At 72.6% G+C, this 13,459-nt stretch carries 15 protein-coding genes; 7 read left to right on the forward strand and 8 right to left on the reverse strand.

Features of this window, described 5'->3' with window-relative positions:
• Both ACFXGI_RS38030 and ACFXGI_RS38035 read left to right on the forward strand, forming a co-directional pair.
• On the forward strand, window positions 1-285 hold a 285-nt coding region (locus ACFXGI_RS38030), incomplete at its 5' end, for a putative Ig domain-containing protein (protein ID WP_384717445.1).
• A gap of 441 nt (window positions 286-726) precedes the next feature.
• On the forward strand, window positions 727-1,500 hold the full coding sequence (locus ACFXGI_RS38035) for a CAP domain-containing protein (protein WP_384717448.1): 774 nt from the start codon (window positions 727-729) through the stop codon (window positions 1,498-1,500).
• Between the two features lie 9 nt (window positions 1,501-1,509).
• Here ACFXGI_RS38035 and ACFXGI_RS38040 read toward each other — a convergent pair whose 3' ends face one another.
• The 7 genes from ACFXGI_RS38040 to ACFXGI_RS38070 form a co-directional block, all read right to left on the reverse strand.
• Window positions 1,510-2,751: an ROK family transcriptional regulator gene (locus ACFXGI_RS38040; protein WP_384717451.1), complete on the reverse strand. Its 1,242-nt coding sequence runs from the start codon at window positions 2,749-2,751 to the stop codon at window positions 1,510-1,512.
• Between the two features lie 74 nt (window positions 2,752-2,825).
• Complete coding sequence (locus tag ACFXGI_RS38045) at window positions 2,826-3,392, reverse strand: DinB family protein (protein ID WP_384717454.1); 567 nt, start codon at window positions 3,390-3,392, stop codon at window positions 2,826-2,828.
• Between the two features lie 65 nt (window positions 3,393-3,457).
• The gene (locus ACFXGI_RS38050; protein WP_384717457.1) at window positions 3,458-3,901 is read right to left on the reverse strand and encodes an iron chaperone; all 444 of its coding nucleotides are present in this window, start codon (window positions 3,899-3,901) and stop codon (window positions 3,458-3,460) included.
• 60 nt (window positions 3,902-3,961) lie between these two features.
• The gene (locus ACFXGI_RS38055) at window positions 3,962-4,414 is read right to left on the reverse strand and encodes a pyridoxamine 5'-phosphate oxidase family protein (protein ID WP_384717460.1); all 453 of its coding nucleotides are present in this window, start codon (window positions 4,412-4,414) and stop codon (window positions 3,962-3,964) included.
• A 43-nt stretch (window positions 4,415-4,457) separates the two neighbouring features.
• Window positions 4,458-5,078: a glyoxalase gene (locus ACFXGI_RS38060; RefSeq protein WP_384717463.1), complete on the reverse strand. Its 621-nt coding sequence runs from the start codon at window positions 5,076-5,078 to the stop codon at window positions 4,458-4,460.
• 5 nt (window positions 5,079-5,083) lie between these two features.
• Window positions 5,084-5,416 carry an AraC family transcriptional regulator gene (locus tag ACFXGI_RS38065; protein ID WP_384717466.1) on the reverse strand — a complete coding sequence of 111 codons (333 nt, stop codon included), beginning with the start codon at window positions 5,414-5,416 and terminating at the stop codon, window positions 5,084-5,086.
• Window positions 5,417-5,453: 37 nt separating this feature from the next.
• Complete coding sequence (locus tag ACFXGI_RS38070) at window positions 5,454-5,864, reverse strand: VOC family protein (RefSeq protein WP_384717469.1); 411 nt, start codon at window positions 5,862-5,864, stop codon at window positions 5,454-5,456.
• A gap of 443 nt (window positions 5,865-6,307) precedes the next feature.
• Between ACFXGI_RS38070 and ACFXGI_RS38075 the strand changes: the two genes are divergently transcribed.
• The 4 genes from ACFXGI_RS38075 (at window position 6,308) to ACFXGI_RS38090 (ending at window position 11,579) form a co-directional block, all read left to right on the forward strand.
• Window positions 6,308-7,042, forward strand: a complete 735-nt coding sequence (locus ACFXGI_RS38075) for a response regulator transcription factor (protein WP_384717486.1) — start codon at window positions 6,308-6,310, stop codon at window positions 7,040-7,042.
• A gap of 355 nt (window positions 7,043-7,397) precedes the next feature.
• A complete protein-coding gene (locus ACFXGI_RS38080; protein WP_384717472.1) occupies window positions 7,398-8,045 on the forward strand; it encodes a sensor histidine kinase in 648 nt (215 codons plus the stop codon).
• Window positions 8,046-8,179: 134 nt separating this feature from the next.
• Window positions 8,180-8,962, forward strand: a complete 783-nt coding sequence (locus ACFXGI_RS38085; RefSeq protein ID WP_384717475.1) for an ABC transporter ATP-binding protein — start codon at window positions 8,180-8,182, stop codon at window positions 8,960-8,962.
• Window positions 8,963-9,017: 55 nt separating this feature from the next.
• Complete coding sequence (locus ACFXGI_RS38090) at window positions 9,018-11,579, forward strand: ABC transporter permease (RefSeq protein ID WP_384717477.1); 2,562 nt, start codon at window positions 9,018-9,020, stop codon at window positions 11,577-11,579.
• A 103-nt stretch (window positions 11,580-11,682) separates the two neighbouring features.
• Here ACFXGI_RS38090 and ACFXGI_RS38095 read toward each other — a convergent pair whose 3' ends face one another.
• The gene (locus tag ACFXGI_RS38095; RefSeq protein ID WP_384717481.1) at window positions 11,683-12,486 is read right to left on the reverse strand and encodes a cytochrome P450; all 804 of its coding nucleotides are present in this window, start codon (window positions 12,484-12,486) and stop codon (window positions 11,683-11,685) included.
• On the opposite strand from ACFXGI_RS38095, the gene ACFXGI_RS38100 reads away from it, so the two are divergent.
• On the forward strand, window positions 12,433-13,431 hold the full coding sequence (locus tag ACFXGI_RS38100; RefSeq protein WP_384717483.1) for a cation diffusion facilitator family transporter: 999 nt from the start codon (window positions 12,433-12,435) through the stop codon (window positions 13,429-13,431). The two genes, ACFXGI_RS38095 and ACFXGI_RS38100, sit on opposite strands and share 54 nt — an antisense overlap.
• The last annotated feature ends 28 nt before the right edge of the window (window positions 13,432-13,459 follow it).

A 13,459-nucleotide genomic window follows, 5' to 3' on the forward strand; every position in this document is an offset into this window, starting at 1 on the left:
CCGACCCCGACCCCCACCCCCGGTGATCTGAAGCTGACCAACCCCGGCCCCCAGACCTGCAAGTTCAACCAGACCTGCACCATCCAACTCACCGCCACCGGAGGCAAACCCGCCCTCCACTACACCGCCACCGGACTCCCCTTCGGACTCACCATCGACACCGACACCGGCCGCATCACCGGCAAACCCTGGACCACCGGAACCCTCCAGATCACCGCAACCGCCACCGACTCCACCACAACCACCGCCACCACCACCTTCCCCCTCACCACCCACTGGTTCTGACCGGCAACCGGGAGGCGGGCGCACACCGCCCGCCCCCGAAGCCGCGCTTGGTTCCACGCGAAACAGTGACATGCATCACCATCGCCGAACTGATCACGGAAGCATTACGTCCGTTCCCCTCTCCCCGACATGTCGATATTTGTCCCACTCGAATCGACATTCCCCTCTTCGCCCGACATGGGTGTCCGCAACGACGCCACCATCAGCGGCAACTGGCCTTGTCACAGCCGTGCCTGATGGAGGATCCTGATCTCACGCGGCCGGCCGGCCACCCGGTCAGCATGACTGTCCGCCCTTTTCAAGCCCGGCGCCCGGCTCTGCCCCGCGGCCCGGCGGCGAGACTTGCCAGCCCGTTGCGGGGCTTCTAAGAATGGCGGCCCGGCCCCCGCGCTCCAGCAGCTCAGGCGCAGGACGCATCGCAGAAACCACGTGAGGTCACGCATGCACAAGCACCGCAAGAAGACGCACTACAAGAAAATAACCATCGCCGCCGTCACCCTCGGCCTCGTGGGCATCCCCACGGCCGCCATGGCGTGCCTGCACACCAATGAGGCGGGTGGGGCGAAGGCCGGCGGCAGGCACGGCATGCGCCCCTCCCACACCGCCCCCTCCCCCACTGAGTCGGTCGTGACCCTGGCGGAGCCGACGGACGCCCCGGTCCCGTCCGAGACCGCGACGGCCACCCCGGCCGCGCAGACCACGCAGGCCCCGGAGCCGGAGCAGCCGGCCACCGAGCCGACGCGGCGGCCCCCCGCGGCGAAGCCCGCGCGCCCGGCCCCGGCGAAGCCGTCGGCTCCGGCCACCGCGGAGCAGCCGGCCACCCCGACGGGCGGGGCCTCCGGTCCGGCCGCCGAGGTGGTGGCCCTCGTGAACAAGGAGCGCGCCAAGGTCGGCTGCTCGGCGCTCACCGTCAACCCGAAGCTGACGGCCGCCGCGCTGAACCACAGCCAGGACATGGCCTCGCACTCCAACATGTCGCACACCGGCTCCGACGGATCGGACCCGGGCGAGCGCATCACCCGGAGCGGCTTCACCTGGACGACGTACGGCGAGAACGTCGCGTACGGCTACAGCACGCCCGAGCAGGTCATGACCGGCTGGATGAACAGCCCCGGGCACCGCGAGAACATCCTCAACTGTGCCTTCAAGGAGATCGGCGTCGGCCTCGCGCAGCCGAACTCCTACTGGACGCAGGACTTCGGTACGGCCCGCTGACGGCTCCCGCTAGCGGGAGGTGTCGAACACCTCGTCCCGCGTCGTGGCCAGGGCGCACTCCAGCGCCCCGCGCAGGACGGGGTGTTCGCGGATGTCCGCGAGGACCAGGGGCGGCTGGCAGGCGGACAGTTCGGCGAGCTCGGCCTCGACCAGGGCGCGCAGCGGCTCGCCGCCCGCGAGGAACACTCCGCCGGAGAGGACCACGAGCTCGGGGTCGAGTACGCCGGCGATCGAGGACAGGCCGGTGGCGACGGCCGTCGCGAACTCCTCCAGCACCTTGCGGTACGGGCCTTCGGCCTCGTTCGAGGCGCGCCTGAGGATGGCCATGGCCTCCTCGAGCGCCGGGTCGGCCGCCCCGCGCCGTCCCGTGCCGGTGGGGGACTCCGCGCCGTCCGCGACGTGGCCGATGCCCAGCCTGCGCGCCATCTCGGGGACCACCTGGAAGCCCGCCAGGTCCTGGTACCCGCCGGTCTCGGCCACTTCGGGGTTGCGCACCAGCGGGGTGCCGGGGACGGGCATGAAGCCGACCTCGCCCGCCCCGCCCGTACGCCCGCGGTACAGGCGGCCGCCGAACATCATGGCGGCGCCGATGCCCTCCTCGTTCCACAGCAGGAAGAAGTCCTCGTGCCCGCGGGCCGCTCCGGTGCTCCCCTCGGCGATGGCGACGAGGTTGACGTCGTTCTCGCAGTCGACGGGCATGGGGAGTCCGGCCGCCAGCTCGCGCAGCAGGGTCGGCGACTGCCAGCCCGGCAGGTGGCTGGGGTAGCGGAGCCGGCCCTCGCGGTGGTCGAAGGCCAGCGGGGCTCCGACGACGACCCGGTGGATGGCGTCGGAGGTGAGCCCGGCCGCCCGCGCGGCGCCCTCGACGGCCGCGATCACCTGGTCGACCTCGCCGCCGCACGCCTCGGGGGCGGTGAGCTCGTACGTGCCGATCGTCCGCCCGGTGAGGTCCGCGACCGCCGTACGGATCAGGCCGGGCGTCACGTCGAGCCCGGCCACGTACGCGGCCGCCGGGTTGAGGGTGTACAGCAGGGCGCCCGGTCCGGGGTGCCCCGCGGAGGTGCCGCCGGCCACGACGAGGCCGGACTCCTCCAGGCGGGCCAGCATCTGGGAGGACGTCGGCTTCGACAGCCCGGACAGCCGGGCGATCTGGGCCCGGGACAGCGGCCCCTGCTCCAGCAGGAGCTCCAGGGCAGCGCGGTCGTTCAAGGTGCGCAGGACCCGGGGTACGCCGGGCACTCGGTTCGTCACACGTACCCCTGGTCGACTGTCAGAAGATCTTCCCTTCCATAGTACCGGCGCCTGCCCGGCCGGGCCGTGGGCCGCTACTGGCCCACTCTTCCGTCGACGCACTCGCGCAGCAGGTCGGCCTGGCCGCAGTGCCGGGCGTACTCCTCGATCCGGTGCACCATCAGCTCCCGGATCGCGATCCCGTCCTTCCCCACGCGCTCGCCCAGGTCCGGGTGGCCGGCCAGCGCCGCGTCGGTCGCGGCCTGCTCGCGCTCCAGATCGGCACGGGCGGCATCGACCACCGCCTGATCGGCGACGGCTCCGTGGAAGTCCGCGTCCTTCGCGCCGTACAGCTTCGGCAGCGGTTCGCCGTCGGTGATCCAGTTGCGCCAGTCCCTTTCCACCTCGGCGAGGTGGCGTACCAGGCCCAGCAGGGACATCGTCGAGGGAGGGACCGACCGGCGGGCGAGCTGCTCCGCGTCCAGGTCCTCGCACTTCATGCGCAGGGTGATGCGGTAGTTGGCGAGGAAGTCCTGCAGGGGCGCGAGCTCGCCGTCAGGGCTGCTCTCGTTGTTGCGGGGGTCGTCGTCCGGGTCGGCCCACATGTCGGGGTAGACGGTCGCCCGGGTCCATCGCGCGGATTGATCGCTCATGCGTCGCATGGTCGTCCGCGAAGGCCCGGGCCCGCCACCGAATTCGGGAGCCGCGGTCGGGCGTGGCGGCGGCCTCAGCTCACCGCGCGCTTGACGAGCGCACCGATCCGCGCCTCGTCGTCGGGCGTCAGCCCGGTCAGGGCGTAGGCGGCCGGCCACATGGTGCCCTCGTCCAGCTGCGCCAGGTCGCCGAAGCCGAGTGTGGCGTACCGGGTCTTGAACTTCTGGGCGCTCTGGAAGAAGCAGACGACCTTGCCGTCCCGCGCGTACGCGGGCATGCCGTACCAGAGCTTCGGCGCGAGCTCCGGGGCGTTGGCCTTGACGATGTCGTGGATGCGCTCGGCGATGACGCGGTCCGCGTCCGTCATTTCGGCGATCCTCGCCCGCACCTCGGCGTCCCCGTCCGCCTTGGCCGTGCGCGAGCCGCGGCGCGCGGTGGCCTTGAGCTCACCGGCGCGCTGCTTCATCGCGTCCCGCTCCTCGGCCGTGAAGCCGTCGTACTTCTCCGTGTCCGCCATGGCGGGCGTCCTCTCTCGACAAGATCCGGGAATCGGCCGGTCGGGCTGGGGAGGCGGCGGTCAGCCGAGCCAGCGGCCGTCGCGCATGAGCGTGCGGCCCTGCAGCTCGTCGGCCTCCCGCCAGGCCTGGATGCGCGTGGGCCGGATCCGGAAGTACTGGTAGCGGTCGTCGAGTTCCCTCGGGTCGAATCCGGTCTTCGCCGCGAACGCCTCGCCCGACCCCGGGGCAAGGTCGGCGAGGTCCACCGGCTCGGCGATGCCGTCGATCATGACGACGTCGCGCGTCGGCCCGAGGGCGAGCCGCACCGCCGCGTCCGCCAGCAGGTTCCGGCCGGTGACGGAGGCGCGGGGGGTCGAGACGAGGATCGCGTCCCCGTCCCAGAGGTAGGAGAGCGGGACGAGGTGGGCGCCCGGGGAACCCTGCGTCGCGACCCAGAGATCGATGTCGCCCTCCAGTCGCGCGCGGGTGTCCCGCACCCTCTCGTCGAGCCCGCGCGGCGGCACGCCGGTCATTTCTTCCTCCATGGCTGGGTCCGGGTCGTCGGTCGGTGGCAGGTCAGGGCGCGGGCGTCCGCGACGGGGCCTCCCACGCGAAGCCGTCCGGGTCGGCGAAGGCCTCGCCGCCGCCGAGAACCAGCCGGTGCGATCCCGTCCCGTCGACGGGGACGCCGACCTCCTTGGCGAGGGCGCGGCGCCCGTACAGCGCCAGCTTGACGCCGCCCGACGGAGCCTCGAACTGCACGTACTTGCTGCCGAAGCTCTTGGCGACCGTGAGGCCGCGGTCGAGGTAGAACCGCTTGCTCGCGAGCACGTCCGCGGATCCGAGCAGGAGCACCATCTCGTCGAACCTCAGCGGGGCCGGGCCCCGGTCCTTCTTCTCCGAGGTGGCGACCTTCCAGATCGTCCCGTCCGGTGCCTGGACGACGCCTCCGTAGCCCCAGAAGGACTTCGCGGCGGGCTTCAGCGGCGTGGCACCGGCGTCGAGGGCGGCGCCGATGAAGCCGTCGACCACGGACGGCCGGGACACGGTGAGCGAGAGCGCGAACCCGCGGAAGCCGGTCGTCGGAGCCTGCGAGGCGCGCAGGCTCACCTGGTCGCCGAGGCCGAAGGCGGTGTAGAAGCGGTCGGCGGCCGTGGTGTCGGCCACCTCGAGGGTGACGGATGCGATGGAGTTCATGTCCTTCACGCTAGTTCCGGGAGGGCGGCCGGTGCTTCTCGATTCCTGACCGGTCCGCAGGCGGCCGGCGGTACGCCGGCCGGCCCGTCGGGGCGGGCGCCGAAGGCGGCGCGCTCGATGCGACGTGCCATCAGATAGTCGTAGGGCGACTTCCCGTACGCGAGCCGGAACTCCCGGCTGAGCTGCCCGGCCGCCATGCCCGCGCCGCGGGCGAGCGCCTCGACGTCCAGCGGCCGCGCGTACTCCCGGTCGATCCGGTCGCGGACGCGGCGCAGCCGGGCGAAGTCCTTCAGGCGCTGCGCCTCGGTGAGTGCGCGTCCCCACGCGGGATTGCACATGCGAGAACCCCCCTCTGTCTCTGCTCGGTGTCGCGACTCAGCGCAGTTCCTGGATCCGGATCAGGTTGCCCGCGGGGTCGCGGAAGGCGCAGTCGCGGATGCCGTACGGCTGCTCGGTCGGCTCCTGCACGACTTCGGCGTCGCCGGCCCGGACCTTCTCGAAGGTGGCGTCGAGGTCCCGCGTGGCGAGCAGGATCCAGCCGTACGTGCCCTTGGCCATCATCTCGACGACGGTGCGGCGCTCGGCTTCGGTGATGCCGGGGTCGGCGGCCGGCGGCGCCAGCAGGATGGACGTACCGGGCTGGCCGACGGGGCCGACGGTGATCCAGCGCATCTTGCCCTGGCCGACATCGCTGCGGACTTCGAACCCGAGGGTGTCGCGGTAGAAGGCCAGGGCGGCCTCCGGGTCGTCGTGCGGCAGGGAGCTCGTGTGAATGGTGATGTCCATGACCAACACGGTAGTTCCCGCCCCGCGCCCCGCGCTTCTCCGTTCCTGATCCGCGCCGGTCACTTTCCGACGGTGTTCATGAGGACGATCGCCGCGAGATCGGCCAGGATGACGCAGACGACACCCAAGATCATGATCCAGGCCCGGCGTGATTCGTCCATGCCTTTCAGTCAAGCCGCACGGCCCCGGAGCGGCAACCAGAGTGCCTCCGGGGCCGGGTTTGTATCCGCCGTGTATCAGGGAGCGCTTGGTCGTCCATCGAAGCGGGAGGCCGGGCCGGTGACGCCGTGGCCGCGCCCGCCACCTGCCGTATCGTTCATTTTCGGGTCGCCCGCCGCCCCCGCCCGTCCGCCCCCACAGGAGTCCTCCCCGTGTCCTCGTCCACCCCCGCCCAGGCCTGCGCGCGCCCCGTGCGCGTGCTGCTGGTGGAGGACGACGAGCTGATGCGCCGGTCCTTCACCGTCGCCCTCGAACGCTACGGCTACCGGGTGAAGGCCGCGGCCGACGGCCTCGCCGGGCTGGAGCTCTTCCGCGACGGCAGCCGGGACGGCGAGGACACCGGCTTCATCGACGGTGGCCACGGCGACGGTGGCGGCGGCGACGGCTTCGACCTGCTGATCCTGGACGTGATGCTGCCCGGCCTGGACGGCATCGGCCTGTGCCGCAGGATCCGGGAGACCAGCCTGGTGCCGATCCTGATGATGTCCGCCCGCGGCGACGGGCTCGACATCGTGGCCGGTCTGGAAGCCGGGGCCGACGACTACGTGGTCAAGCCCGTGGACACCTACGTGCTCGTGGCTCGCATCCGCTCGCTGCTGCGCCGGGCGACGTACGCGCCCTCGGCCCCGGGCGCCGGGCGCGCCGCCGGCGAGGAGCCGGGCCCCTCCCAGGGGGACCTGCTCGTCTTCGGGGACCTGACCCTCGACACCGGCGGCCTGGAGGTCTTCGTCTCCGGAACCCCGGTGGCGCTGACCCCGACCGAGCTGAAGCTGCTGCTGGAGTTCGCCGCCCGCCCGGGCGTCGTACTGGAACGGCACACCCTGCTGCGCAACGTCTGGGAGTACGGCTGGGACGGCGACAGCCGGGTCGTGGACCTGTGCGTGCAGCGGCTGCGCCGCAAGCTCGGCCGGGACCGGATCGAGACGGTCCGCGGCTTCGGCTACAAGCTCAGGCGCTGAGACCCGTGCGCCCGTACCGCCGTCTCCCCCGCCCGGACCGCGTCTCCCTGCGCTGGAAGATCGCCGCGCTGGCCGCGGCCACCGCCTGCCTGGTCGCTGCGGCCGTCGGCGTACTCGTACACCTGTGGACCGCGAGCGACATCCGCGGCCGCGCCGAGATGCGCGCGTTCAACGGGGTGTACGCGGCCATGGCGACGTACCGGCGCACCGGGACGCTGGTGGACGGTGCCGAGCTCGATCCCGTCGAGCTGCCCCGCGTACTGGCCCACCCGGCCGACGGCGCCCGGCACACCGCCCACGACGGCCACGTCGACAACAACGTCGGCCCGAGCTTCTGGGCCGCCCCGTCGACCTCATGGCCGACAGCCTCGGCCGGCGGCTTCGGACCGAGCGGCAGTTCACGGCCGACGTGGCCCACGAGCTGCGCACCCCGGTCGGCGGTCTGCTGGCCGCCACCGACCTGCTGCCGGCCGGCGAGACGGAGGACCTGGTACGGGGCCGCGTTCGCGATCTGCGCGGCCTGGTCGAGGACCTGCTGGAGATCTCCCGGCTGGACGCGGGCGCCGAGCGCCCGGTACGCGCCCGCGTGCCGCTCGGCGAGGTCGTCCGCGAGGCCGTGGCGCGCACCGGATTCGACGCGTCGGTCACGGTGGCCGAATCCGCGGGTACGACGGCCGCCGAGACCGTCGAGACCGATCCGCGCCGCCTCGAACGGATCGTCGGCAACCTCGTCGTCAACGCCCACCGGCACGGCGCGACCCCGGTCGAGGTCACCGTCGAGGGCCGTACGGTCGTCGTACGGGACCACGGCCCCGACTTCCCCGCCGACCTCCTGCGCGAGGGTCCGCGCCGCTTCCACACCGGCGCGGCGGAACGCGGCTCGGGCCACGGCCTGGGGCTGACCATCGCCCTGGGCCAGGCCCGGGTGCTCGGCGCCGCGCTGCGCCTGGACAACGACCCGGCCGGCGGCGCCGTCGCCACCCTCGGCCTGCCCGCGTCCTGACGGGCCCGCCCCACCCCACCCGCTACACGACCGATACGAAGCGACGCGGCAGCCGACACACGGCGGCCCCGGCCCCCGATACACGTCCCGGACACCCTTCGAAGTGCATCCACCCGCACCGAAGAGGAGTCCCCTTGACCGCCGCACCCCTTGACGCCCTCGCACCGCACCCGACGACCGGGTTCGCGGCCGCCACCAGCGAGCTGTCGAAGGTCTACGGGAGCGGCGACACCCGTGTCGTGGCCCTGGACCGCGTCAGCATCGCCTTCCAGGAAGGCGAGTTCACCGCGATCATGGGCCCCTCGGGCTGCGGCAAGTCGACCCTGATGCACTGCGCCGCCGGGCTCGACCCGGTCAGCTCCGGCTCCGTACGCATCGGCACCACCGAGCTGAGCACGCTGGGCGAACGGCAGCTGACCGAGCTGCGGCGCGACCGGATCGGCTTCATCTTCCAGGCCTTCAACCTGCTGCCGACTCTGACCGCGCTGGAGAACATCACGCTGCCTCTGAGCATCGCGGGCCGCCGCCCCGACCAGCAGTGGCTGGAGCGCATGGTCTCCATGGTCGGGCTCGCCCAGCGGCTCGGCCACCGGCCCGGACAGCTGTCCGGCGGACAGCAGCAGCGCGTGGCCGTGGCCCGCGCCCTGGCCTCCCGGCCCGCGATCATCTTCGGCGACGAGCCCACCGGCAATCTCGACTCCCGCGCGGGCGCCGAGGTGCTCGGCTTCCTGCGCGACTCGGTGCGCGAGCTCGGCCAGACGGTGGTCATGGTGACGCACGACCCCGTCGCCGCCGGCTATGCCGACCGCGTGGTCTTCCTCTCCGACGGCCGCCTGGTCGACGAGATGGCCCACCCCACCCCGGAGCGGGTGCTGGACCGGATGAAGGCGTTCGACACCCACGCCCGCACCAGCTGACCCCGACCCGACTCCCCCTGCTCTCCCCGTACGCCCACGTCCCCGAAAGCTGCCCATGCTGAGAACAGCCCTGCGCAACGTCCTGGCGAACAAGGCCCGTCTGGTCATGACCGTCCTCGCGGTCTGCCTGGGTGTCGCGTTCGTCTGCGGAACCCTCGTCTTCGCGGAGTCCTCCGCCGCCGCCTACCGCGCCGCCGCGTCGAAGGACTTCGCGGGCATCGCGGTCACCGTGACCCCGAAGTACGCCCCGCCCGGGGCCGGGGAGGAGAAGCCCGGCGCCCTCGACGACGCGCTCGTACGGAAGCTGGCCGAGGTACCCGGCGTCGCCGCCGCGCGGCCCGCGGCCGACGGCTCGGCGACCCTGAACGACGCGGACGGCCGTCCGCTGCGGGCCGGCAAGGCATGGTCGAACCTGGCCGCCGCCTACGTACCCGGCAAGGACGGCAAGGACGGCCGCCATCCGCTGGTCGAGGGCCGCGCCCCGCTCGGGGGCGGGGAACTCGCCGTGGACAGCGGGACCGCCGCGGCCGGCGGGTTCAGGATCGGCGACATGGTCACGCTGGCCACCGACGGCCCGGTCCTGAAGAAGCGGCTCGTCGGCATCGTGAAGACCCAGGACTCGCGGGTGACCGCCGGCGGAACCCTCGCCGTGTTCGACAAGGCGACCGCCCAGGAGCTGTACGCCCCCCCCGGGCTGTACACGTCGATCGACGTGTCCGCGAAACCCGGCACGGACGAGTTCGAGCTCGCCGGGCGGATCACCGCCCTGCTCCCGGCCGACCGGGCCGAGGCCGTCACCGCCACCGCCCAGGCGACCCGGCAGGCCACCTACACCGACACGCTGACCCGCGGCCACCAGAAGATGCCGATGCTCTTCGCCGGGGTCTCGCTCTTCATCGGCTCCTTCCTCATCGTCAACACCTTCACCATGGCCGTGTCCCGGCGCACCCGGGAGATCGCGCTGCTGCGGGCGATCGGCGCCTCGCGCCGCCAGGTGGTCCGCTCCGTCCTGTGGGAGGCGGTCCTGCTCGGCCTGGTCTCGTCGGCGGCCGGTTTCGTACTCGGCCTCGGCATCGCCTCCGTACTGCCCGGCCTCCTGAGCACCTCGCAGGACGCCCTGCCCGACGGCCCCCTGGTGTTCGGCCCGCTGCCCGTCATGGCGGCGCTCGGCGTGGGCGTGGCCGTCACGGTGCTGGCCGCCTGGCTGCCCTCCCGCAAGGCGGCGAAGGTCGCGCCCATCGAGGCGCTGCGCACCAGCGAGCAGCCGCCCACCGCCACCGCATCCCGGGTCCGGGGCGTGGTGGGACTGGTCCTGCTCCTCGGCGGAGGCGGACTGCTGGTCTCGCTGACGGGAGCGAAGGACGCTTCGGAGGAGAACCTGCAGCACGCGATGTTCGGCTGCGCCCTGCTCGTCGTCGCGTTGATCGTGCTGGCGCCGCTGCTCGCCGTCCCCGTCATCCGGCTGACGGGACGGCCGACCGGCCGCTTCGGGGTCACCGGGCACCTCGCCCGCGAGAACGCGCTGCGCGACCCGCGGCGCACGGCGGCCACCGCCTCCGCCCTGATCGTCAGTACGGCATTGGTCGCCGGGCTCGCGGTCATCGGGAACTCCACCGGGCAGGCCCTGGACCGGCAGGCCGCGGCCGGCCTCGGCGCCGACTACGTGATCGGCAGCAGGGTCAACATGACCGCCCTCGACCCGGGCACCGAGAAGCGGGTGGCGGGCACCCCCGGGGTGAGGACGGCGGCCGGCATCGCGGACTCCACCGTCTTCACCGGCGGCGGCGTCCGCAAGATCGCCGGCATCGACCCCGCCACCGTGGACGACGTCATGAAACTAGACTTCGTCGGCGGCTCCCTGAAGGACCTCGGACCGGGGCGGATCGCGCTCTCCGCCGCCGTCGCCCGGGAGCAGGGCGTGAGCGCGGGCGGCCAGGTCAAGGCCCGTATCGGCCGCAACCAGGAGTTCACGCAGTACACGGTCGTCGGCGTCTACGAGGACAACCCCACCGCCGGGGAGGTGCTGGGCTCGCGTGCCGACGTACAGCGCGACAGCTTCCTGCCCGACTCCGTCCAGCGGATCCTCGTACGCACCGACGGCGCGGCGGTCTCGAAGACCACCGAGGACGGGCTGCGCGCCGCCGCGGGCAACAGCCCGCTGGTACAGGTGAAGGACCGCCAGGCACTGGTGGACGAGGCGGCCGGCTCCCTGGCCGACCTGCTGACCCTGATGTACGGGCTGCTCGCGATCGGTACGGTGATCTCGCTGCTCGGCATCGTCAACACCCTGGCCATGTCGGTCGCGGACCGCACGCGCGAGATCGGCGTCCTGCGTGTCATCGGCATGGACCGCGCCGGGATCCGGCGGATGATCCGCCTGGAATCGGTGACCGTGGCCGCCTTCGGCACGCTGCTGGGCCTGGCGGGCGGGCTGTTCGGAGCCTGGGCGGTCGGGTCGCTGACCAACGGCGCCATGAAGGAGTACTCCCTGGCGCTGCCCTGGGGGACGCTGCTCCTCGTGTGTCTGGTGTCCTTGACGATCGGCGTGCTCGCGGCCGCCGTGCCGGCCCGCCGCGCCGCCTCGCTGAGCCCGCTGGAGGCCGTGGCGGAGCGGTGACGGACGGATGCGGGTGACGCCGAGAGCCGGGCTGGTCAGACCCGGCCCTCGGCGCCGTGCGTTCAGCTCGGGCGAATGCCCATGCCCATGCCCATGCCCATGCTCACCAGAGGACGGGCATCCGCTCGGGGATCCGCTTCATGAACCCCGTGCGCCAGACGAGTTGCTCGATCGGCACGGCCAGGTCGAGGCCGGGCAGCCGCTCGAGGAGCACCTCGATGGCGATCTGCGCGTGCCGCTTGCCCAGGGCGGTCGCGGGGCAGTAGTGGCCGCCGCCGCCGAACGACAGGTGCGCGTTCGGGTTCGGCCGGTCGAGGCGTACCGTGTGCGGGTCCTCGAACTCGGCGGGGTCGTGGTTCGCGGCCTCGACGAGGACGAGGACCAACTCCCCCTTCTGTACGGTGACATCGCCGAGCTTCATGGTCTCGGTGGCGATTCGGGGCAGCCCGTCGGCGATGGACAGGTTGATGCGCAGCAGCTCGTCCACGGCGGCGGGCACGAGCGTCGGGTCGGCGATCAACTCGGCCTTGAGTTCAGGGTGTTGGATCAGCGAGACGAGGGCCATGGTGAGGAACCCCATGACGCTGATGACGCCCGCGCCGAACATCGTGACGCCGACGGTGGCGAGCATCTCGTCGGTCAGGTGCGCGTAGTCGGGGTCCTCGCGCAGGGCGGCGAGCTCGGCCATGAGGCCCGTCGTCACCGGGTCGTCCAGCCGGCCGACCATGTGGGCCATGTCGCGGTCCCAGTTGATGCCCGCCGCGGGGATGGGGCGCGGGCTGTTCATGAACGCGACGTGCAGCGACCGGTAGAGGTCGGGCCCGTCGCTCTGGGGGATGCCGAGGATGTGGCAGTGCAGTCCGGTGGAGTACGGGACGGTGAAGTCGCGGCGCAGGTCGGCCGGCACCCCGGTGGCGACGAGCTGGTCGACGAGGGCGTGCGCGTGGCCGACCTGGCCATCTGCGTAGCCAAGGCCGTCGGCGGCGTCATCGCCGGCTCTCCCGCATTGCTCTCCGAGGCGGCCCACTCGGTGGCCGACAGCCTGAACGAGGTCTTCCTGCTGGCCTCGGTCAAGCGCAGCCGGCGTCCGGCCGACCGGCGCCACCCCTTCGGCTACGGCAAGGAGCGCTACTTCTGGTCCCTGCTGGCCGCCGTCGGCATCTTCGTCACCGGAGGCTGCTTCTCGGTGCTCCAGGGCATCGAGGCGTTCCGCGCGGGCGGTTCCGAGTCCCACGAGGGGTATCTGATCGGCTTCGCCGTGCTCTTCGTGGCGCTGCTCGCCGAGGGGGCCTCGCTGGCGCGGGCCGTCCTCCAGGTCCGCGGCGCGGCCGCGGCCGCCGACCACAGCGTGCGCGAGGAGATCCGGGTGGGCCGGGACCCGGCTCTGCGGACCGTCCTCGCGGAGGACAGCACGGCCTGCGCGGGTGTCCTGCTGGCCATGGCCGGGATGGGCCTCCACATGGCGACCGGGCGGATGGCGTACGAGGCGTCCGCCTCCATCCTGATCGGCGTCCTGCTCGTCTACGTGGCGTACACGCTCGGCAAGGGCGCCCGGGCCCAGCTGATCGGCGAGGCTGCCGATCCCGAGGTGCAGCGCGGGGTACGGGAGCTGTTGCGCCGGCAGCCGGAGATCGACTCGGTCACCGCCCTGCTGACCATGCGGCTGAGCCCGGATTCGGCGCTCCTGGCCGCGAGCGTCGACCTGACCCCCGGGTACGACAGCGAGACCGTCGAGGACGCGATGGTCCGCATCAAGGAGGAGCTGCAGACGCGCTGGCCCGAGCTGGACCAGGTGTTCCTCGACGTCACGGACGCCGCGGCGGCCCGCCGCGCGACGGGCCGCGCCCGATGACCGGCATCGCGGCGCCGCCCGCCCCGGC

The sequence above is a fragment of the Streptomyces sp. NPDC059355 genome (assembly GCF_042752335.1).
In the GTDB taxonomy this organism is placed as follows: Bacteria; Actinomycetota; Actinomycetes; order Streptomycetales; family Streptomycetaceae; genus Streptomyces.

Bases quoted from the DNA above. Each gene is read 5' to 3' on its own strand.
- ACFXGI_RS38035 (WP_384717448.1), top strand. From the start codon at position 727: ATGCACAAGCACCGCAAGAAGACGCACTACAAGAAAATAACCATCGCC.
- ACFXGI_RS38045 (WP_384717454.1), bottom strand. From the start codon at position 3,392: ATGCGACGCATGAGCGATCAATCCGCGCGATGGACCCGGGCGACCGTC.
- ACFXGI_RS38050 (WP_384717457.1), bottom strand. From the start codon at position 3,901: ATGGCGGACACGGAGAAGTACGACGGCTTCACGGCCGAGGAGCGGGAC.
- ACFXGI_RS38055 (WP_384717460.1), bottom strand. From the start codon at position 4,414: ATGACCGGCGTGCCGCCGCGCGGGCTCGACGAGAGGGTGCGGGACACC.
- ACFXGI_RS38060 (WP_384717463.1), bottom strand. From the start codon at position 5,078: ATGAACTCCATCGCATCCGTCACCCTCGAGGTGGCCGACACCACGGCC.
- ACFXGI_RS38065 (WP_384717466.1), bottom strand. From the start codon at position 5,416: ATGTGCAATCCCGCGTGGGGACGCGCACTCACCGAGGCGCAGCGCCTG.
- ACFXGI_RS38070 (WP_384717469.1), bottom strand. From the start codon at position 5,864: ATGGACATCACCATTCACACGAGCTCCCTGCCGCACGACGACCCGGAG.
- ACFXGI_RS38075 (WP_384717486.1), top strand. From the start codon at position 6,308: ATGCGCCGGTCCTTCACCGTCGCCCTCGAACGCTACGGCTACCGGGTG.
- ACFXGI_RS38080 (WP_384717472.1), top strand. From the start codon at position 7,398: ATGGCCGACAGCCTCGGCCGGCGGCTTCGGACCGAGCGGCAGTTCACG.
- ACFXGI_RS38090 (WP_384717477.1), top strand. From the start codon at position 9,018: ATGCTGAGAACAGCCCTGCGCAACGTCCTGGCGAACAAGGCCCGTCTG.